The following is a 20,588-nucleotide window of genomic DNA, read 5'->3' on the forward strand; positions in this document are numbered from 1 at the left end:
ACGCCTAACGCGGCGCCGGACCCATCCGGCCGATCATCCGGTCAATCACTCGGTCGATCTCCGGCAGCACCGCAAGGAAGGCATCGACCACCGCCGGGTCGAACCGCAGACCCGCCAGACGTCGGATTTCCGCCACCGACTCCTCCCGCGACAGCGCCTTGCGATAGGGACGGTCGCGCGTCATCGCGTCGAAGGCGTCGGCGACGGCGACGATGCGGGCGCACAGCGGGATCGCTGCCCCGGTGCGGCCGTCCGGATAGCCGGTGCCGTCCCAATTCTCGTGATGCCAGCGCGCCACCGCCGCCCCCAGATGCAGGTGGGTCGGTCCGTCGGCCAGATCGCTCGCCTGGCTCAGCAGGGTGGCGCCGGCCACGGTGTGGGCCTGCATGGCGCTGCGTTCCGCCGGGTCGAGGGGGCCGGGCTTCGACAGGATGTCGGGATTGACTGCGGCGTTGCCGATGTCGTGCAGGATCGCCGCCAGCCCGATGATCTCCAGCGTCGAGTCGTCCAGCGACTCGGGGAACAACCCGTCTTCATGCAGGCGGCGGGCGATTCGTTCCGTGATCGCCGCGATGCGTAGCGACCGGCTGAAGCGGCCATCTTCCACCATCTCCGCAGCAAGCCCGTCCGGGGCAAGCGCGCCGCGCCCGCGTTCGGCCAGATCGGCCAGCGCCGCGAGCGTGCCCTGCTGCGCCCGGTAGAGCTGTTCGTAATGGTGCAGATTGTCGAAACCGACCGAGATCTTGCCGCAGAACACCTCTATCAGCTTGCGGTCCAACTCCGACAGCGGGCGGTGGGAGCGCAGATAGACCACCGTCTCGCGGTCGTTCGGCGTGCGGATATAGAGCGTGCAATGGTCGCCGGCATAGGCATGCGCCCGCCTTTCCAGGCAGGCCGTCACCGCATCCAGCACCGAAGGGTCGACATGACCGGCGGCTGGCTCGTTGATGAGAGCCTCGAACCGGCCCGATCCGGCCAGCACATAGAGGCCGTTGCCGCCGCTGCCGTTGCCGTTGACGTTTTTGCCGCTGAAGGGCGGGTTGCAGCTACCCTGGCCGCCGGCGCCGCCGCGCTGCACGCACAGGATCGCGTCGGGCCCCACCCCCAGCAGGCCCGACAGCTGGGTCAGCACGCCGGCGGCGAACAGCTTCATGGAGCGGGCGCGGAACAGCGACGACGACGCCTCGATGATCTTTTCCAGGCCGCGGCGGTTGGCGTCGATGGCGACGATGTCCTCGTAGGAGCGCAGGGCCGCGACCGTGGTGGTGAACAGCTGCTGGGCGGTCAGCTGGGTCTTCGCCTTGTAGTCGTTGATGTCGTAATCGAGGATCACCGCGCGTTCCGGTGCCTGTCCCGGCTGGCCGGTGCGCAGGATGATGCGGACGTTGCGGTTCTGCAGCTCTTCCCGGATGTGGTGGACCAGCCGCAGGCCGGCATCCTCCGTCTCCATCACCACGTCCAGCAGGATCAGTGCGATGTCGCTTTCCCGCGCCAGGATCCGCCGCGCCTCCGCCGCCGAATGGGCGGACAGGAAGCGCGCCTTGCGCCCCTTGTAGGCGAAGTCGGACAGCACGAGCTTGGTGATCGCATGGACCTCCGGCTCGTCATCGACGATCAGCATGGTCCAGCGGCTGCCGGGATCCTGATCCTCCTCCGGCGGCTGGCCGGCATCGGCGGACGCATCGTCCAGGAACACCAGATCCTCGTCGCCGCTGTCGGGCGGGGAGGGGGCTTCGCGTCGTCCTGGGGTCCGGTCGGGTCGGCGTTGGTCATGGCTCTTCGATCGTGAAGGGGTCATGAAGGAGGGCGCGGCCGGCCCGTCTGGTGCGGACCCATCAAAACGTATCCAGCTCGATCACCGTACAATCGAGTCCGCGTTGCGCCAACGTGCCGCAGGCGGTGTCCACCTGCAACCGCGTGAAGGGGGCGACCCCCACCTCGTACAGCAGCCGGCCCTTGCGGAAGACCGGCCACACCATCGGCGGCAGGTCGCGATAGGCGCTGCCCGGCCCGGCGGTGAACTCCTTCCAGGCGCGCAGGCCCTCGGCATAGCTGACATATTCGCCGAGCTTGATGCCGTAGAGCATGCCCGGCTCCACCGGCGGCATGCCCGGCAGCGGATAGGGCGCCACCACCCCGACCAGCCCCTGGACCGGCGCCACCGCGCGGGTGCCGGCGGGCAGGGCCAGCGTCGCCTCGCCGTTGGCGGCGCCGATCAGCGCCACCACGTCGCCCTTGCGCAGGGTGAAGCCGCGCCGCTTGCGGTTGCTCAGGATCTCGGTCGCGGAGATCGGGCCGGCGGCGACGACATAGCCCTCCGCCGGGGTCTGGGCGGCCTTGTCCCAGGCGGCGCGCGGGACGACGGCGGCGCTGCGGTGGGGCGGCGGGGCGTCCGCCGGCTGGCTGGCGGCAGGCTTGGGCGGGCGCGGCCCCTCGCCGCCGACCGCCGGCCGGCCGGTGACCATCAGCGCCGGGTCCAGCGAATCGGCGGGCACATAGCCGATGGGCTGGCCGCCGATGGCGATCTCCGTCCAATAGGTGCCGCGCGGGGTGCCCAACGCGTTCAGCGCCTTGCCCTGCTTCAGCGTCATGACGATGCGGGCGTCTTCGCTGGGGCCGATCCGCACCTCGATGTCGCGGTTCAGCACCACCTCGCCGGTCAGGGGGGCGCCGATGGCGACCGGGCTCTGCGCCCGGGCCTGCGGGATGGCCGCCATGGCGCCGGCAAGGCCGAGGAGGATGGCGGCGGTGATGGACGCTGCGGTCATGGCGTGACTTCCCTCGCGTGCACGGGCACATCGCGGTTCGGCACCCGGCGGCCCAGCATCTGTTGGCCGACAAGGTCGTGGATGGCGTCGGCCAACAGGCGCACCGGCTTGGCCGCCGTACCGCGGGCGCGGTGCAGGGCGATGTCGATGTCCGGCAGCTCCGGAAACCCCTCCGCCGCACCGATGCGTCGCAGGCTGGGCGGGATGGTGCAGTTTTCCATCGCCGTCACCCCCAGCCCGCCCATCACCGCGCCATGGACGGCGACGACGCTCTTGCTGGTGAAGGCGACGCGCCAGTCGCGCCCCATCCCGTCCAGGGCGGCGACGGCGAGGTCGCGCACGACGCAGCCCTTGGGGAACAGCGCCAGCGGCAGCGGATCGAGGCTTTCGACCGGACGGTATCCCGGAGGCGGAACCGAATCCTGCGGCGGGGCGACCCAGGACACCGGTTCCTGCCGCACCAGCTCGCCCCCGGCCTCGCCGGCCTTGCGGGTGACCAGGGCGAGGTCGTAGCGGCCCTTGTCGATCTCCGCCACCAGATCGGGGCTGTTGTCGCAGATCACCTCCACCATCACGTCGGGATAGGCGGCGTTGAAGCGGGCCAGCACGTCGGGCAGCAGCATGGTGGCGTAATCGTCGGGCGTGCCGATGCGGACGCTTGCCACCGCCGGGCTGCGGTGCATCAGCGCCATCACCTCGTCGTTCAGGGTCAGCATGCGCCGGGCATAGGCCAGCAGGACCTCGCCGTCACGGGTCATGCGCACGCCGTGGGTGTCGCGTTCGAACACGCGCTTGCCCACCGTGTCCTCCAGCCGGCGCACCTGCTGGCTGACCGCCGCCTGGGTGCGGCCCAGCCTTTCGCCGGCACGGGTGAAGCTGGCGCTGTCGGCGACGGCCACGAAGGCGCGCAGCAGGTCGGTGTCGAGATTGGCGGGCATGGCTGGGGACCGGAAGTTGCCTCCCATTCAAGCAGAGCGCCCGTCCATCCGCAACGTCGCGGTCATTACGATCGTGATGACGGCATAATGCCTATTCGTTTCCAAGGGAATGGTGGGCGGCCCATGTTCGGTTTCCAACCGCTTTGGAGTTTCCGACCATGTCCCTGTTCGCCGCCTGGACCAGCGTGGTTCTTGCTGCCGCCCGGATCGATCCGCCCGCGGCATGCCAGCCGGCGGTGCCGGAACCGCGGCGATTCCGCCTTGCCTACAACCCTGTTCCGGCAGGCATTCCCGCCCTCGGCGCCGCGCCTGGCCGGCAGCTGGTCGCGGAGGAGGCCCCGGCGTCGGTGCGGAGCCCGCTGGCGCTCCAGGACCGGCTGTGCCTTGAGAAGTAGGCGGGGGAAGCCTATCCTGCCGCCGCCAAGATTGCGGGAGGAGCGGACGATGGCGCGGGTCTATGTGCTGTACACCGGGGGCACCATCGGGTGCGTCACCAATCCCGACGGGGCACTGGCCCCGGTGCCGGGTGCGGAGTTCGAACGGCTGGTCCTGTCGATGCCCGGCCTGTCCGGCCACGGGGTGCGGGATTACAAGGACCTGACCTGGACCATGGGCTGGTTCGACCGCACGCTCGACAGCTCCAACATGACCCCGGCGGACTGGATCGCCATCGCCCGGCGGCTGCTGTCGGTTTATGGCGAGTATGACGGCTTCGTCGTGCTGCACGGCACCGACAGCATGGCCTACAGCGCGTCGGCCCTGTCCTTCCTGCTGCCCGGCCTGTCGAAGCCGGTGGTGTTCAGCGGGTCGCAGGTGCCGCTGTCCTTCACGCTGACCGACGCGGTGAGCAATCTGGTCGGCGCCGTCGTGGCGGCGGGGACCCTGCCGGTGCCGGAGGTCTGCGTCTATTTCGACACCAAGCTGCTGCGCGGCAACCGCTCGTCCAAGGTCGACGCCAACCGCTTCGCCGGCTTCGATTCGCCGAACTTCCCGCCGCTCGCCACCATCGGCAGCGTGGTCGCCCGCAACGAGCCTTACTGGTTGCCGATGCCGGGCGCCGCGGTCTCGCTGAACGATCCGGAGAACCGGGCCAAGCGGCTGGCGGCGCTGGACGCCCAAGCGGCGGCGCTGGCGGAATTCTCCGTCGTCATGCTGTGGCTCTATCCCGGCATCCGGGCCAGCACGGTGTCGGCGATGCTGACCGGCACCAGCCCGGCGGCGAAGGGGGCGGTGCTGCTGGCCTTCGGCGAGGGCAACGGTCCGACCGACCCGGATTTCCTGGCTGCGCTTTCGGCGGCGGTGAAAGCGGGCATGGTGCTGATGGACAACACCCAGGTGCAGCGCGGCGCCGTGCTGCCCGGCGCCTACGCCACCGGGCTGGGTGCCGTCGGTGCCGTCGGCGCCTATGACATGACGCCGGAGGCCAGCTACGCCAAGCTGGTCTGCCTGCTCGCCGCCGGCCTGGACGCCGGCGCGGTCAAGGCGGAGATGCCGAAGCCGCTGGCCGGCGAACTGACGGTGATCGACTGAAGGGGGATCGACTGAGGGCGATCGGGGGCTGAGCATTCCGGAGGCGGGGACCGTGGCGGCCTCCCGCCTCCGCCGGTGGCTTACTCCATGCCGGGCTTGTTCGGCGACATGATGCGCTCGTCCATCGTGCCCTGGCCCATCGTGCCCTGACCCATGGAGCCACGGTTCATGGTGCCCTGGTTCATCGATCCTTGGCCCATGGAGCCGCTCATCGAGCCCTGATTCATGCTGCCCTGGTTCATGGAGCCGGCGCCCATGCCGCCCGTGGAGCCGCCCATCGGACCACCCATGGCCCCGCCGGTCGAACTGCCGTAGCCGGTGTTGGCTTGGCTGCTGTATTGGGCGAGCTGCTGCAGCTCGTTCTGGTCATGCATGATGACGACCTGACGGCCGCGCCGTTCGAAGGAGGACGGGGTGAGCATGACGGTCTGGCCGGTCTTGGCCATCTTCAGCTCGACCATCGTCTGGCCGTCGGCGCCGGTGGTCACGTTCTGGATCGTGCCGGCAACCGGCCCGCCATGGCGGTGGACCACCCGCTTGCCGATCATGTCGCGGCTGGCCTGGAGGTCGCGGGCGCCGGTGTCCATCGTGCCGTTGGCGACCGCGTTGGCCCTGGCGGACCCGCTGGTCTGGGCGTCGGCAGGAGCGGCGGCGGCCATCAGCATGAGGGCCGGAACGGCGGCGGCGAGAATCTTGCGCATGTCATCCTCCCGGATTGGACTCACAGGTGAGGGGCACCGCGCATGCGCGGCACCGTACCCACGCGTGATGACACGCGAAATGGCGGTTTGTTTCGCAGGTTGTACGGAATTGCCGGGCTGCACAAAAAAGGCGGGCCGAGGCCCGCCTTTCCGTATCCTTACTCGTCGCCCATCTTGAGCGCCGCGATGAAGGCGCTCTGCGGGATTTCGACCTGGCCGAACTGGCGCATGCGCTTCTTGCCTTCCTTCTGCTTGTCCAGCAGCTTGCGCTTGCGGCTGATGTCGCCGCCATAGCACTTGGCCAGAACGTCCTTGCGCATGGCGCTGATCGTCTCGCGGGCGATGACGCGGCCGCCGATGGCGGCCTGCACGGCGATCTTGAACAGCTGGCGCGGGATCAGCTCCTTCAGACGCTCGCACAGCTGGCGGCCGCGGCGCTCGGCCTGACCGCGGTGGACGATCATCGACAGGGCGTCGACCGGCTCGGCATTGACGAGGATCGCCATCTTGACGAGGTCGCCCTCCTCATAGCCGTCCATCTGGTAGTCGAAGCTGGCATAGCCGCGGCTGATCGACTTCAGGCGGTCGTAGAAGTCGAACACCACCTCGTTCAGCGGCAGGCGGTAGACCAGCATGGCGCGCGAGCCGGCATAGGTCAGCTCGATCTGCTGGCCGCGGCGGTCGGTGCAGAGCTGGAGGATGCCGCCGAGATACTCGTCGGGCAGCATGATGGTGGCCTTGATCCACGGCTCCTCGATGCGGTCGATCTTGACCACGTCGGGCATGTCGGCCGGATTGTGCAGGTCCTGCACCGATCCGTCGGTCATGTAGAGCTTGTAGACCACCGACGGCGCGGTGGTGATGAGGTCCAGGTTGAACTCGCGCTCCAGCCGCTCCTGGATGATCTCCAGATGCAGCAGGCCGAGGAAGCCGCAGCGGAAGCCGAAGCCCAGCGCCGCCGACGTTTCGGCCTCGTAATGGAAGCTGGCGTCGTTCAGCTTCAGCTTGCCCAGGCTGTCGCGCAGCCGCTCGAAATCGGCGGCATCGACCGGGAACAGGCCGCACCACACCACCGGCACGGACGGCTTGAAGCCGGCCAGCGCTTCGGTCGCCGGCTTGCGCTCGTCGGTGATGGTGTCGCCGACCTTGGTCAGGGTGATGTCCTTGATGGCGGCGGTGATGAAGCCCATCTCGCCCGGCCGCAGCTCTCCGGTCAGCAGCGCCTTCGGGGTGAACACGCCGACGCGGTCCACGTCGTGGGCGGAGCCGGCGGCCATGAAGCGCACCTTCTGCCCGACCTTCAGCACGCCGTCGACGACGCGCACCAGGATGACGACGCCGAGATAGGGGTCGTACCAGGAATCGACCAGCAGGGCCTTCAGGGCTGCGTCGGCATCGCCCTTGGGCGGCGGCAGGCGCTTGACCACCGCCTCCAGCACGGCACCGATGTTGAGGCCGGACTTGGCCGAGATCTCCACCGCGTCGGAGGCGTCCAGCCCGATCACGTCCTCGATCTGCTGCTTGACCCGGTCGGGCTCGGCGGCGGGCAGGTCGATCTTGTTGAGGACCGGGATGATCTCGTGGTTGTTGTCGATGGCCTGATAGACGTTGGCGAGCGTCTGCGCCTCAACGCCTTGCGAGGCGTCGACCACCAGGATCGAGCCCTCGCAGGCGGACAAGGACCGGCTGACCTCATAGGCGAAGTCGACGTGGCCGGGGGTGTCCATCAGGTTCAGCGTGTACTGCTTGCCGTCCTCGGCCTTGTAGAGCAGGCGGACGGTCTGGGCCTTGATGGTGATGCCGCGCTCGCGCTCGATGTCCATGCTGTCGAGCACCTGTTCGCGCATCTCGCGCGCGTCGAGGCCGCCGCACTGCTGGATCAACCGGTCGGCAAGGGTCGACTTGCCATGGTCGATGTGGGCGATGATCGAGAAATTGCGGATGTGCGAAAGGTCAGTCATCGGGGCCCGGACAAGCGAGAGTTTGCCGGGAACATAGGGCGGACGGGGGATGGGCGCAATGATGGTGTGGTGGGGCGCCGGGACGTTTGGAACAGCGTGGAACGTTTTCACGAGGGGTGTTCAGTGTTCCATCCTGCGGCGCTCCGGCTGGTGGGTGGTCGCCCTCCGGGAACTATAGGCCGGACGTGGCGATATGCCCATCTTGATCTCCAAATGGTAGAAATGAGACAATAAGGAACGCGAAAAGATGCGGAAGGGCCAGCGATGCGCGTTCGTTTCCTCCATGATGGCGATGGCATTTTCCATGAAGAGGAGAGCGGGCGCCGCAGTGCGCCTCGTCCGCTGGGTGCCGCAGACCGGCAGCGCATCGACGAGTGGCTGAACCGCTATGCGGCGATTTTGGAGGACGGGGCAGCAAAGGACGGCGGCGAAAGCGCGCTGTTGGCGCTGGGGCGGGAGATCGCCGACTGGCTGGACGGGCCGGAGCGCTGGCTGTCCAGCCTGCTGCGCCCCGGTGCGGCGCGACCGCTGGAAATCGAATTCATGGCGGAGGACCCGGAGCAGGACGGCGCGTCCGATTTTCTGGCCCTGCCTTGGGAAATCCTGGCGACAGCCAAAGGCTTCCTGGCCGCCGACGCGACGCTCGGCTTCTGCCCGATCCGCCGCGTCGGGGTTGCGGCGGCTCCCCGACCGCCCGCCGACGACCACGCTTTGACCATCCTGTTCCTGTCGGCGACGCCGCAGGGAGAGAGCGAGCTTTGGGTGGAGCAGGAGGAGGTGGCGATCCTCAAGAGCGCCGGCCGCCTCCCGCTGGATCTGGTGGTCGAGGATGGCGGAACGCTGGACGATCTGCGCGAACGCCTCAGCCTGGAATGGCCGGTGGAGGTGCTGCATCTGTCCTGCCATGGCCTTGCCGGCCGGGACGGCGATCCGCCGATGCTGGCGCTGGAGGATGAGCTTGGCGTCTGCGCCCCGATCGATCCGGCGGCCTTCCTCGGCGCCCTGGGGCCGGACCACCGCCCGCGCCTGCTGTTCCTGTCGGCTTGCGAGACGGCGGCGGATGCCGCTGGGGTCGATCCCTTCATCCTGCCGATGATGGCGGCGGGACAGCCGGCGGCCATCGGCTGGGCCGGATCGGTCTATGACAGCAACGCCAGCGCCTTCGCCGCGGCGCTCTATCAGCGGATCGCCGGGGGCGACCGGCTTGAGGCGGCGGTCGCCTCCGCCCGCCGCGCCCTGCTGGCGCCGCCGAACGGGCAGGACCGTCTGCCCCACTGGCATCTCGCCCGGCTGTTCCTGAGCGGCGATGGCGGCGGCGCGCTGTGCCGCCCACGGGCACGGCGGCGTCAGCGGCCGTTCGACCATGCCGAAAGCCGCTTTTTCGGCAACAACAGGAAGGTGCCGGTGGTCGGCCGCACCGGCTTCGTCGGCCGGCGGCGGGAGGTGCAGCGCGCCTTGCGTGTCCTGCGCGACCGGCCGCGCGGCTGCGCCGGGCTGCTGCTGCATGGCGCCGGGCATCTGGGAAAATCCAGCCTCGCCGCCCGCATCGCCGACCGGATGACCGGGCATGAGCCGGCGGTGGTCTATGGCGCCTGCGACATCGATTCGGTGTGGAAGGCGCTGGCCGTTGCCCGTCCCGGTTTCGATGACCGGCTGGGGCTGGACCCGGCGGCCTTGCGCGGACGGCCGGATGCGATCCACGCCGCCATGCGCCGCGTGCTGGAGGGGCCGTTGCGGGATGAGCCGGTCCTGCTGGTGCTGGATGACTTCGAGCAATGTCTTGACCTGTCGGTCACCGGCCGTCCGACGGTGAAGGTCGCGGCGCTGCCGGTGCTGGAGGCGCTGCTGCGCGCCTTCGTCGAATCCTCGGGCGACAGCGCGCTGTTGATCACCTGCCGGTTCCGCTTCGCCCTGGCGGAGCGGCTGAAAGGGACATTGGAGGAAATCCCGCTTCATCCCTTCGATGCCGGCACACGTTTGAAACAGGCGGCGAGCCGGCTGCGCGACCGCAAAGCGGGCGATGTCGCCGACGATCTGCTGGACTGCTGCCTGGAGGCGGCGCGGGGCAATCCGGGGCTTCAGGATCTGCTGATCGCGCTGGCATTGAGCGCCCCGGACAAGGCGGAGCGGGCGGTGGCGGCACTGGACGGCTGGCTGGCCGGCACCGAGCGGCCGGACGATGCGGAGTGTGCCGAGCGGCTCGACCATCTGATGCTGGACACGCTGTGGGATTGCATCGATGCAGACGGGCGGCGGCTGTTGCGCGCCGTCGCCGGCGTCGAACTGCCGCTGCCGCTGCCGGCGCTGTCGGTTCTGGCCCGCCATGTCGGGATGGCGGATGCGGCGTTCGACCGACTGCTGTCGCTGTCGGTCTTCGACCTGTTCCGCGACGTGGTGGAACCGGACCGGCCGGCCGCCGCCTCATGTCACCTGCTGGCGCCGCGCATTGCGGGACTGGCGCCTTTGACCGAAGCTGAGGCTGCGGATTTCGCACGGGCGCTGCTGCCGGCGCTGTTCGCCGAATGGGATGATGACGGAAATCGGCCTTTCGAGGCCGATGTGGTGCTGGCGGATCTGGCGGTTCGGACAGGAGATGCGGGCGTGCTGCGGGTGGTTGCGACTAAGGCCGTTTATCATTTGATCCGGACGTACCGCTATCGGCGGGCGGCCGAGTTGGGGCGACGGGCCGTCACGTCGATCGAAAGGGCTGGCCTGTTGCCGCCTCTCCAATTGCTGCGTCATGCGGCTGATGCCGCGAGGAGTACCGGCGATGTCGGGTTCGCCCGCCAATGCTTGTACCAAGCGATGGATAGGCTGACCGAGGGGGACGGGTCTGATGATGTGGGGAGTGTTCGAACCGATTATGCGCGTCTGTTGGTCCAGGATGGACAGATAGACGAAGCGATGGGCATCTTCGCCGCCAATCTCGAACTTTTCGAGAAAAAAGGGGAGGTGCGGTCGCGCGCGGTTATGCTTGGCGAGATCGCGCGTCTGAAAGCTGGCCGCGGCTTTGTGGACGAGGCGCTGGCCCTGCATGAGGAAATGCTCGGCATCTTCAGCGATCTTGGGGAGGTGCGGTCGCGCGCGGTTACGCTTGGCGAGATCGCGCGTCTGAAGGCCGGCCGCGGCTTTGTGGACGAGGCGCTGGCCCTGCATGAGGAAATGCTCGGCATCTTCAGCGATCTTGGGGAGGTGCGGTTGCGCGCGGTTACGCTTGGTGACATCGCGCGTCTGAAGGCCGGCCGCGGCTTTGTGGACGAGGCGCTGGCCCTGCATGAGGAAATGCTCGGTATTTTCAGCGATTTCGGGGAGGTACGGTCGCGCGCAGTTACGCTTGGTGACATCGCGCATCTTAAGGCCGGCCGCGGCTTTGTGGACGAGGCGCTGGCCCTGCATGAGGAGAGGCTCGGGATTTTCAGCGATCTTGGGGAGGTGCGGGAGCGCGCAGTAACGCTTGGTGAGATCGCGCGTCTGAAAGCTGGCCGCGGCTTTGTGGACGAGGCGCTGGCCCTGCATGAGGAAATGCTCGGCATCTTCAGCGATCTTGGGGAGGTGCGGTCGCGCGCAGTTACGCTTGGTGACATCGCACATCTGAAGGCCGGCCGCGGCTTTGTGGACGAGGCGCTGGCCCTGCATGAGGAAATGCTCGGCATCTTCAGCGATCTTGGTGATGTGCGGGAGCGCGCGGTAACGCTTGGTGGCATTGCGCGTCTGAAGGCCGACCAGGGCTTTGTCGACGAGGCGCTGGCCCTGCATGAGGAGAGGCTCGGGATTTATGAGCGGCTTGGCGAACTGGAGGGGCAGGCGAATTGCCGATGGTCCAGGGCGATGTTGCATCTGCGCAAGCCGGACCTTGGGAAGGAGGCGGTGAAGGCGGCCTTTGACGATCTGACCTTCGCATACCGGACCCTGACCGACCTTAGCCGGGTGGACGCAATCGCCGTTGTCGGGTTCGATTTGGCGCAGTTCCTGGCGGCGGTCGGGCACTCCGAAATGGCGCATGACCTTGCCAGGCGATCCTTGGAGCTTTTCACGCAACTCGGCTGGACTCGGCAAGCCGACCATGTTCGTGAGTTCCTCAAGTCTCTGCCACCCTCCTGAGAAGTGGTAAGGAGGGGGAATTCCTATTGTATCATCGGGTGGAAGGGGTAGGGCGTTCTCCGCAGTCCATTCCGTGGATCCCCCTCACCCCAACCCTCTCCCCAGGGGGGCTATGGCATTCACACAATTTCAGACATTGGTAAGCTTCTGGAACCAAAGGAACTTTGCGTCATCCCTGCGAAGGCGGGGATCCAGGAAACTCCGCAGATCGGCGGCGGATGTGGCTGGATTCACGCCTTCGCGGGAATGACGGCCGACGAAATTACTCTATTCCAACGTCTTACGTGACGCTGAGATGTGTGAATGCCATAGCCCCAGGGGGAGAGGGGGATAATCACCGGCTGAGAGGCTCGGAGGTAGGGGAGAAGCTGCCCCCTAACGCCCGAGTCCCCGATACAGCTCCATATACTCCTCCGCCGGGCCGTGCCAGCCGAAGTCCCTCGTCATGGCGCGGCGCTGCATCGCCTGCCAGCGCTCCGGCTTGCGGTAGACGGTCATCGCCCGGCGCAGCGCCCACACCAGTTCCTGCCCCGTCGCGTTGACGAACTGGAAGCCGGTGGCGCTGCCGTCGGCGCTGGCGGCGGGGTTGGCGTCGATCACCGTGTCGGCGAGGCCGCCGGTGCGGCGGACCAGCGGCAGGGTGCCGTATTTCAGGGCGTAGAGCTGGGTCAGGCCGCAGGGCTCGGAGCGCGAGGGCACCAGGAACAGGTCGGATCCTGCCTGGATGCGGTGGGACAGCGGCTCGTCATAGCCGATGCGGACGCCGATGGACTGCGGGTGCCACTGGGCGAGCTGGCGGAAGCCGGCCTCGCTGGAGGCGTCGCCGCTGCCCAGCACCACCAGCTGGCCGCCCCAGGACACCCATTGGCCCGCCGCCTCCAGCACGAGGTCCAGGCCCTTGTGCCAGGTCAGGCGGCTGACCACGGCGGCCAGCGGCGCGTCGGGACGGCGGTCGAGGCCGAAGGCGGATTGCAGGTCGGACTTGCAGGCGTCCTTTCCACCGAGGTCGTCGGGGCTGTAGCGGGCGGGCAGATGCGGGTCGGTCGCCGGGTCCCACACCGCGTAGTCGACTCCGTTCAGGATGCCGGTCAGCACGTCGGAGCGGGTGGCGAGCAGGCCCTGCAGGCCGGTGCCGTGCTCGGCCGTCTGGATCTCGTTGGCGTAGGTCGGGCTGACCGTGGTCAGGCGGTCGGCGTAGAAGCAACCCGCCTTCAGGAAGCTGATGTTGCCGTAATACTCGACGCCGTCGACGCGGAAGCTGGAGGAGGGCAGGCCGATGTCGCCCATCATCCAGGGGCCGAACAGGCCCTGATAGGCGATGTTGTGGATGGTCAGCACCGTGCCCGGCCGGAAGGGGCCGGCGAAACGGTCGGGGCGCAGGGCCAGATAGGCGGGGATCAGGCCGGCCTGCCAGTCGTGGCCGTGCAGCACGTCGGGCCGCCACCAGGGATCGTAGGACTTCTCGGCGGCGAAGCCGGCGGCGACCCAGGCCAGTGCGGCGAAGCGCAGGGCGTTGTCGGCCCAGTCCTTGCCGTCCGGGCCGAGATAGGGGTTGCCGGGACGGTCGTACAGCGACGGCGCGTCCAGCGCATAGGCGAGAACGCCGTCGGCGGTGCGGCCGATGCACAGCCGGGCGCGGTCGCAGCCGGGCAGGTCGGTGATGAGGTCGCCGACCTCGTGCAGGTTCTGCAGGCTCTTCAGAACGGCGGGATAGCCCGGCAGCAGCAGGCGGACATCGGCGCCGGCGGCGATCAGGGCCGGCGGCAGGGCGGCGGACACGTCCGCCAGCCCCCCGTCTTGACCATCGGGTAGCATTCGGACGTGACGTAGAGGACGCGCATCGGGAAGGCACTCGGATGAAAGGCGGGAGGGCGTGGACATGGTATAGCGCCGTTGCGGGTCCGGTGGGGAGCCGGACCGCATCGGCGCGGAAGGCGGTGGCGAAATGCCGCCTCACTCCTTCGGCAGCTTCTCGATCATCTCGCGGGTGATGAGGACGACGCCGTTCTCGGAGCGGTGGAAGCGCTTGGCGTCCAGCTCCGCGTCCTCGCCGACGACGAGGCCGTTGGGGATGCTGACGCCGCGGTCGATCACCACCTTCTTCAGGCGGCAATGGCGGCCGATGTCGCATTCCGGCAGGACCACCGCCTCGTACAGCTCGCTGTAGGAGTTGACGCGGACCGAGCTGAACAGCAGCGACCGCCGCACGGTGGAGCCGGAGATGATGCAGCCGCCCGACACCAGGCTGTCCACCGCCATGCCGCGGCGGTTCTCGTCGTCGAAGACGAACTTCGCCGGCGGCAGCTGTTCCTGGTAGGTGAAGATCGGCCAGTCGCGGTTGTACAGGTTCAGCTGCGGCGTGACGTGGCAGAGGTCCAGGTTGGCTTCCCAATAGGCGTCGATGGTGCCGACGTCGCGCCAGTAGGGGGCGTCGTCCGGCGCGTCGATGATGGCGCTGTCGGCATAGTCGTGGGCGATGATCCGCGCCCCGGTCTTCACCAGATGCGGGATGATGTCCTTGCCGAAGTCGCGGCTGGAGCCGGGGGTGGCGACGTCGCGCTCCAGCTGTTCGTAGAGGAACTGGGCGTTGAAGACGTAGATGCCCATGCTGGCCAGCGCCATGTCCGGGCGGCCGGGCATCGGCGGCGGGTCGGCCGGCTTCTCGACGAAGTCGATGATGCGGCGGTCATTGTCGATGTGCATCACGCCGAAGCCGGTCGCCTGTTCGCGCGGGACGGCGATGCAGGGGACGGTGACGTCGGCCTTGCGGTCGATGTGGTCGAGCAGCAGCGCGCCGTAATCCATCTTGTAGATGTGGTCGCCGGCCAGGATCAGGACATATTCCGGCTCGTGGTCGCGCAGGATGTCCAGGTTCTGGTACACCGCGTCGGCGGTGCCCTGGTACCACTCCGTCTCGCTGACGCGCTGCTGGGCCGGCAGCAGGTCGCAGAACTCGTTCATCTCGCCGCGGAAGACGTTCCAGCCGCGCTGGAGATGGCGCAGAAGGCTGTGCGACTTGTACTGCGTCAGCACGCCGATGCGGCGGAAGCCGGAATTGACGCAGTTCGACAGCGCGAAGTCGATGATGCGGTACTTGCCGCCGAAATAGGTCGCCGGCTTGGCCCGCCGGTCGGTCAGCTGCTTCAGACGGCTTCCGCGTCCCCCGGCCAGCACCAGCGCCACCGCACGTCGCGGTGCGAGGCGCAGATCTCGTTTGTCGAGCATGGCCGTTACCCCCTTTGCCTTATTCTTGCGGCCGCGTGCGAGCGGCTCCCGATCGAGGTGTTGACGGTGCCACATCTCGCCGCCATGTCCAATAGGCCCGGCGGCGGGTTTGGATCGGCTTACCCGCCGCACCACCCGCCCGCCCGCCTAGGCGGAAAGAGTGGCAAGCCGTTCGGACTGGATGGAAGGGGTAGAAGGGCTGCCCCTTTCCCGCCACCGCCGCGGCAGTGACCGCCGCGCAGGCCATTTTCTGCACATTTTTTCATCAACTGCCGGAATGGCAGCCAGACGGCTGCGCCAAACCTGCGCATCCGCCCGGTTCGATCAGTCGAAAGCCCGAAAATTGCGGCGAAATGTCGGCTTCGACATCTGCTCAATTCCTGTGCAAACCCACCCCGCGACTCGTAGGGGGCTGCCCGTTCGGGGGTCCGGCGCCGGGACAACCCTGACGATTCCAAGCCGTTTTGGACTGGCACGCTTCTTGTAACGATGGAGGCGTCCTTGGTCCCGTCCGCCGCCCCGCCTTTGCCGGGGACGGGGCGACCGGGACGGGGTCGCCCCGGTGCGGTGGCTTGAGCGCGGAACACCTCCGGTGCCGCGCCGGCCGCAAGGGGTGGGAGCGATTTTGGAGAAAGAGGAGCCTCGATGAACCGTCTGTTCCTTCTGGCCGCACCGATGATGGCGGTTGCTCTGGGCGCGGTCGGCATGCCGGCCGCAGCCCTTGCCCAGGACGCGGCTGCTGCCGCTGCTGCCGCGCCGGCGGCTCCGGCGCTGAATGGCGGCGACACCGCCTGGATGCTGGTCTCCACCGCGCTGGTGCTGATGATGACCATCCCGGGCCTGGCGCTGTTCTACGGCGGCATGGTCCGCAAGATGAACGTGCTGGCGACGGTGATGCAGAGCTTCGCCATCACCTGCCTGATCAGCGTCCTGTGGTACGTCGTCGGCTACAGCCTGGCCTTCACCGGCACCGGCGCCTACATCGGCGGGCTGGACCGGCTGTTCCTGAACGGTCTCGACTTCTCGAAGGCGTTCGTGCTGGGCGAGGCGACCGGCGCCGGCGTGCCGACGACGATCCCCGAGCCGGTCTTCATGATGTTCCAGATGACCTTCGCGATCATCACCCCGGCGCTGATCACCGGCGCCTTCGCGGACCGCATGAAGTTCTCCTCGCTGCTGGTCTTCACAGCCCTGTGGTCGATCGTGGTCTATTCGCCGATCGCCCACTGGGTCTGGTATCCGTCGGGCTTCCTGTTCGGCATGGGCGTGCTTGACTTCGCCGGCGGCACGGTCGTTCACATCAACGCGGGCGTTGCCGGCCTGGTCGCCGCGCTGGTGATCGGCAAGCGCAAGGGCTACCCGAAGGAAGCCTTCATGCCGCACAACCTGGTGCTGTCGCTGATCGGCGCCTCGCTGCTGTGGGTTGGCTGGTTCGGCTTCAACGCGGGTTCCGCCCTGACCGCCGGTCCGCGTGCCGGCATGGCCATGGCCGCCACGCACATCGCCACCGCCGGTGCCGCCATGGGCTGGCTGTTCGCGGAGTGGATCGTCAAGGGCAAGCCGTCGATCCTCGGCATCATCTCCGGCGCCGTCGCCGGCCTGGTCGCCGTCACCCCGGCCGCCGGCTTCGTCGACCCGACGGGCGCCATCATCATCGGCGTCGTCGCCGGCGTGGTCTGCTTCTGGTCGGCCACCAGCCTGAAGCACATGCTGGGCTATGACGACAGCCTGGACGCCTTCGGCGTGCATGGCGTCGGCGGCCTGATCGGCGCGGTGCTGACCGGCGTCTTCGCCAAGATGTCGGTGTCCAACGCGGAAGGCGCCTTCGCCGCCGTCCTGCAGGCCGACCCGTCGGCCACGCTGGGCCTGCTGGAAGGCAACGCCGGCGCGGTGTGGATCCAGATCCAGGGCGTCCTCTACACCATGGTCTGGTGCGCCGTCGCCACCTTCGTCCTGCTGAAGGTCATCGACGTGGTGATGGGCCTGCGCGTGGACGAGGATGTGGAGCGCGACGGTCTCGACCTCGCCCTGCACGGCGAGAGCATCCACTAAGAACATTCCCTTTCCCACGGGTCTCTTCGAAAGGGCCGCCGGGCTTCCCGGCGGCCTTTTCGCGTGCGCGGCCGGCGGGGACACCCGGCGAGTGTTGCGCCTGGGATTGTTGCGCCGGCGGAAACGCTGTGGCGCGGGCGGACCGGCTTCACGGCGGGGGTGGGACGGACTACCTGTGGTCCATCACCAGCGTTCTTTTTGGGAGTCCCCGCCATGTCCACCCAGTCCGCCACCGCCGGTGTCCGCCCGGTCCTCGCCGCTGTGGAGGGCATGGCCACCTCCGACGGCGCCGGCGTCAGCATGACCCGCATGCTGGGCACGCCCCGGCTGCGCACGCTCGACCCGTTCCTGATGCTGGACCTGTTCGGGTCCGACCAGCCGACCGACTATCTGGCGGGCTTCCCCGACCATCCCCACCGCGGTTTCGAGACGGTCACCTACATGCTGGCCGGCCGCATGCGCCATGCCGACAACCACGGCCATGAGGGCGTGATCGAGACCGGCGGCGTGCAGTGGATGACCGCCGGCCGCGGCCTGATCCATTCGGAGATGCCGGAGCAGACCGAAGGGCTGATGCGCGGCTTCCAGCTGTGGATCAACCTGCCGGCCCGGCTGAAGATGACCGATCCGCGCTATCAGGAATTCCCGGCCGCCTCCATCCCGGTGGAGCGGCGCGAGGACGGCGCGACCGTCACCGTGATCGCCGGCGACACCGCCCGCGGCACCGCCGGGCCGGTGCGGGCCGAGGCGACCGACGCCCGCTATTTCGACGTCAGCCTGCCGCCATCGGTCTCCTTCGCCGAGCCGCTGCCGGCCGGCCACACCGCCTTCCTCGTGCTGTTCGAAGGCAGGCTGGATGTCGCGGGCGAGGGGCTGCTGTCGGGGCCGCGGGTGATCGTGCTGGGCGACGGCGAGCGGGTGGAGGCCACCGCCGGGGCCGACGGCGCGCGCTTCCTGCTGCTGGCCGGCGAGCCGATCGGCGAGCCCATCGCCTGGGGCGGTCCCTTCGTCATGAACACGCGCGAAGAGGTGATGCAGGCCTTTCGCGACTTCGAGGAAGGGCGCATCTGATCGGGAATGCCGCGCAGAGGGGTGTCCGACGAACGTCGGGCGGCCCGACGCGCGGCATCTCGTGCCTTGCACCCCCGCCACCGCCGGTTATCATGGCGCTTTCCGTGTTAACACGAACGATGGCGGGGGTCCGGGCGATGCGTGCAAAGGGTCTGATGGGTGGCTTCAGGGCGGCTGTCGCCACGGGACTTCTGGCCCTGTCGCTTGCCGGGGGAATGTTCGCCGCCAAGCCCGCCGCCGCGGTGGACTTTTCCAAGGCCGCCGCCGATTTCGGACCGGAGGGCGCCTGGACCAACCAGTGCGACATCGACCGGATGACCGACAGCAAGACCTGCCGGCTGATGATCTACCGCCTGTTCGACGACGGGAAGGATGTCGGCTTCATCGCGCTCAGCATCATCCCGACCGGCAACGACTTCCACCTGTTCCTGACCACCAGCCAGGGGCTGGTCGACCGCTGCGCCATCCGCGTCGACCGCCAGCCGCGCATCGAATCGCATGTCGCGACGCTGAACATGTGCATGTTCCCGAACTTCGTGTCCGGCCGCGTCGCCGACCAGTTCCGCAACGGCTCGACCATCCTGGTCCGCGTCAGCTCCCCGCGCCTGGGCAAGCGCGACATCGATTTCCCGCTGAACGGCTTCTCCCGCACCTTCGAGGAGATGCAGCGCAGCCTGCAGTGAGCGGGGCGCTGACGCGCCGCCTCACCCCGGCAGCCGGTAGCCCGCCGCCGGTTCCTGCATCGGGCAGCCGTTGCGCTCCATGCGGAAGCCGGCGGAACGACCGTAGGCGACGCGGCGGGCGCGCATGATCGAGCCGAGCGGCCGGTGCGCGGCCAGCCCATGCCAGGGGCTGAAGGCCAGACGGTCGTCGCCGGCGCGGGAGCGCTCCTCGCTCCAGGCGGTCTGCGGCGGCACGGTGATGCGGGCGACGGTGCGGTAGGGGCTCAGCTCCTCCGGCCACAGGACGCTGGCATCCTCCACCGGCATGCGCTTCTCGTCGGTGCGCAACTGGACGCGCAGCTCCCAGACCGCCTCATGGTCGCGGAAGAACTCCACCACCGCCTCGCGCAGGGCGTCGGGCTTGCCGTTGACGGTCAGCGGAGCATCCGTCAGCGCCAGCAGGTTGGGCGAGACGGGAACGATCTGCAGCTTGGCGACATGGTCGCCGTGGCGCAGGGCCGCCTGGCTGAAGAAGGTCTCGCCAAGGATGTGGGTTTCGGGGTGGCCGCCCAGCGTCTTCAGGGTGGCGCTCTCGCCGCCGAAGGCCTCCACCACCCGTTCGGCGGCGCGCAGGGTCGCGGACAGCGCCTTCTTCGCCGTCTCCGCCCGGTCGGTGGTGGCGGCCAGCAGCTTCAGCGTCGACAGGAACTGCTTCGCGTCCGGCGCGGAGAAGACCGGGGCGTTGGCCATGACGAAGTCCTGCGTCGCCTGACCCTCCGATCCCGGCAGCCGCTCGCCGGTCACGCCCAGCACCTTCACCGCCAGACCGCGCGGGGTCGACACGCTGTCGGGCAGGATGTCGCCCGGCGTCGTCGACAGCCGCAGGATCGCCGGATAGCTCTCCGCCCGCGCGAACAGGCCCTGGGCCAGTTCCGCCGGCAGATCGTCCAGCACGTCCAGCCGGCCGATCAGCAGCCCGTGGCTCTTGGCATGGACGCTGCGGTTGGCGTGGCCGCTGTCCTCGTAGGTCTTGCGGCTGATCGACAGCATCGTCTCAGCCAGCTCGTCGAAGAGCCGGGCTTCATCGGGACCGGGGCTTTCGACCGACGGCGAATAGGGCAGGGGCGCCTGGGGCAGGGGCTTGGCAGAGGCGGCTGACACGGATGGGGTCTCCCGGATGGGGAAGGACGGGGTGTAGCCGGAAGAACAGCCGCGGCCGCGCCCTGTTCCGCCCCCTGTTCCGTCACCCGTGCTCCGTCATTGGGCGCCAGTGACCATGATGGCGCGCTGGCCATGACTTCGGAATGATTATGAAAATCAAAACTATGAGTTCACCAGTATTCCACGCATCCCGTACGGGAGGAAAACCACCTGAAACCAATCATATATAGAAATTAACCATAACAATGCGGGATAACCTTATGGATCCCCTATGGTACCCTGGTGATGGCCCTGTCTATCCTGGAGCGACGGAGGTCCGGCACACTCCGGCGGCATGACCGGCGGATGGCGGCCGGCCTGCGATCGAGGGATTTCCATGACCGGTTGGCCCATTGTCTGGATTCGCGGCTTTGTCCTG

Annotated in this window: 14 protein-coding genes; 6 read left to right on the plus strand and 8 right to left on the minus strand. The window is 68.2% G+C overall.

Features of this window, described 5'->3' with window-relative positions; translation table 11 throughout:
• Window positions 1-4 precede the first annotated feature (4 nt).
• The 3 genes from AB8P05_RS10430 to AB8P05_RS10440 all read right to left on the minus strand — a co-directional run bounded on the left by AB8P05_RS10430 (window position 5) and on the right by AB8P05_RS10440 (window position 3,706).
• Entirely contained in the window at window positions 5-1,696 is a 1,692-nt protein-coding gene (locus AB8P05_RS10430; protein WP_472757884.1) for a DUF3369 domain-containing protein, read from the minus strand.
• A gap of 139 nt (window positions 1,697-1,835) precedes the next feature.
• Window positions 1,836-2,768 carry an SH3 domain-containing protein gene (locus AB8P05_RS10435; protein WP_472757885.1) on the minus strand — a complete coding sequence of 311 codons (933 nt, stop codon included), beginning with the start codon at window positions 2,766-2,768 and terminating at the stop codon, window positions 1,836-1,838.
• Window positions 2,765-3,706 (minus strand): LysR substrate-binding domain-containing protein, encoded by a 942-nt coding sequence (locus AB8P05_RS10440; RefSeq protein ID WP_472757886.1) that lies wholly within the window; start codon window positions 3,704-3,706, stop codon window positions 2,765-2,767. Before AB8P05_RS10440 ends, AB8P05_RS10435 begins: the two co-directional genes overlap by 4 nt.
• 158 nt (window positions 3,707-3,864) lie before the next feature.
• Between AB8P05_RS10440 and AB8P05_RS10445 the strand changes: the two genes are divergently transcribed.
• Complete coding sequence (locus tag AB8P05_RS10445) at window positions 3,865-4,101, plus strand: hypothetical protein (RefSeq protein WP_472757887.1); 237 nt, start codon at window positions 3,865-3,867, stop codon at window positions 4,099-4,101.
• Between the two features lie 49 nt (window positions 4,102-4,150).
• Window positions 4,151-5,236, plus strand: a complete 1,086-nt coding sequence (locus tag AB8P05_RS10450) for an asparaginase (protein ID WP_472757888.1) — start codon at window positions 4,151-4,153, stop codon at window positions 5,234-5,236.
• A gap of 80 nt (window positions 5,237-5,316) precedes the next feature.
• Here AB8P05_RS10450 and AB8P05_RS10455 read toward each other — a convergent pair whose 3' ends face one another.
• Both AB8P05_RS10455 and lepA read right to left on the minus strand, forming a co-directional pair.
• Window positions 5,317-5,937 (minus strand): hypothetical protein, encoded by a 621-nt coding sequence (locus tag AB8P05_RS10455; protein ID WP_472757889.1) that lies wholly within the window; start codon window positions 5,935-5,937, stop codon window positions 5,317-5,319.
• A gap of 158 nt (window positions 5,938-6,095) precedes the next feature.
• Window positions 6,096-7,898 carry a translation elongation factor 4 gene (lepA, locus tag AB8P05_RS10460; RefSeq protein ID WP_455170740.1) on the minus strand — a complete coding sequence of 601 codons (1,803 nt, stop codon included), beginning with the start codon at window positions 7,896-7,898 and terminating at the stop codon, window positions 6,096-6,098.
• Window positions 7,899-8,162: 264 nt separating this feature from the next.
• Here lepA and AB8P05_RS10465 point away from each other — a divergent pair, with 264 nt between their 5' ends.
• Entirely contained in the window at window positions 8,163-11,999 is a 3,837-nt protein-coding gene (locus AB8P05_RS10465; RefSeq protein ID WP_472757890.1) for a CHAT domain-containing protein, read from the plus strand.
• Between the two features lie 375 nt (window positions 12,000-12,374).
• On the opposite strand, the gene glgA is transcribed toward AB8P05_RS10465, so the two are convergent.
• Together glgA and glgC are read right to left on the minus strand one after the other, a co-directional pair.
• Window positions 12,375-13,778 (minus strand): glycogen synthase GlgA, encoded by a 1,404-nt coding sequence (gene glgA / locus AB8P05_RS10470; protein WP_472757891.1) that lies wholly within the window; start codon window positions 13,776-13,778, stop codon window positions 12,375-12,377.
• A 174-nt stretch (window positions 13,779-13,952) separates the two neighbouring features.
• Window positions 13,953-15,224 (minus strand): glucose-1-phosphate adenylyltransferase, encoded by a 1,272-nt coding sequence (gene glgC / locus AB8P05_RS10475; protein WP_455170743.1) that lies wholly within the window; start codon window positions 15,222-15,224, stop codon window positions 13,953-13,955.
• A 645-nt stretch (window positions 15,225-15,869) separates the two neighbouring features.
• Here glgC and AB8P05_RS10480 point away from each other — a divergent pair.
• From AB8P05_RS10480 to AB8P05_RS10490, 3 genes are all read left to right on the plus strand, one after another.
• Window positions 15,870-17,276, plus strand: coding sequence for an ammonium transporter (locus AB8P05_RS10480; protein ID WP_455170744.1), 1,407 nt, complete (start codon window positions 15,870-15,872; stop codon window positions 17,274-17,276).
• 213 nt (window positions 17,277-17,489) lie between these two features.
• Window positions 17,490-18,347 carry a pirin family protein gene (locus AB8P05_RS10485; protein ID WP_472757892.1) on the plus strand — a complete coding sequence of 286 codons (858 nt, stop codon included), beginning with the start codon at window positions 17,490-17,492 and terminating at the stop codon, window positions 18,345-18,347.
• A 137-nt stretch (window positions 18,348-18,484) separates the two neighbouring features.
• The gene (locus AB8P05_RS10490) at window positions 18,485-19,030 is read left to right on the plus strand and encodes an invasion associated locus B family protein (RefSeq protein WP_455170746.1); all 546 of its coding nucleotides are present in this window, start codon (window positions 18,485-18,487) and stop codon (window positions 19,028-19,030) included.
• A 21-nt stretch (window positions 19,031-19,051) separates the two neighbouring features.
• Here the strand turns inward: AB8P05_RS10490 and AB8P05_RS10495 are convergent, their stop codons facing one another.
• The gene (locus tag AB8P05_RS10495; protein ID WP_472757893.1) at window positions 19,052-20,170 is read right to left on the minus strand and encodes a catalase family protein; all 1,119 of its coding nucleotides are present in this window, start codon (window positions 20,168-20,170) and stop codon (window positions 19,052-19,054) included.
• Window positions 20,171-20,588 lie beyond the last annotated feature (418 nt).

This window comes from Azospirillum sp. VT-I1 (genome assembly GCF_055698305.1).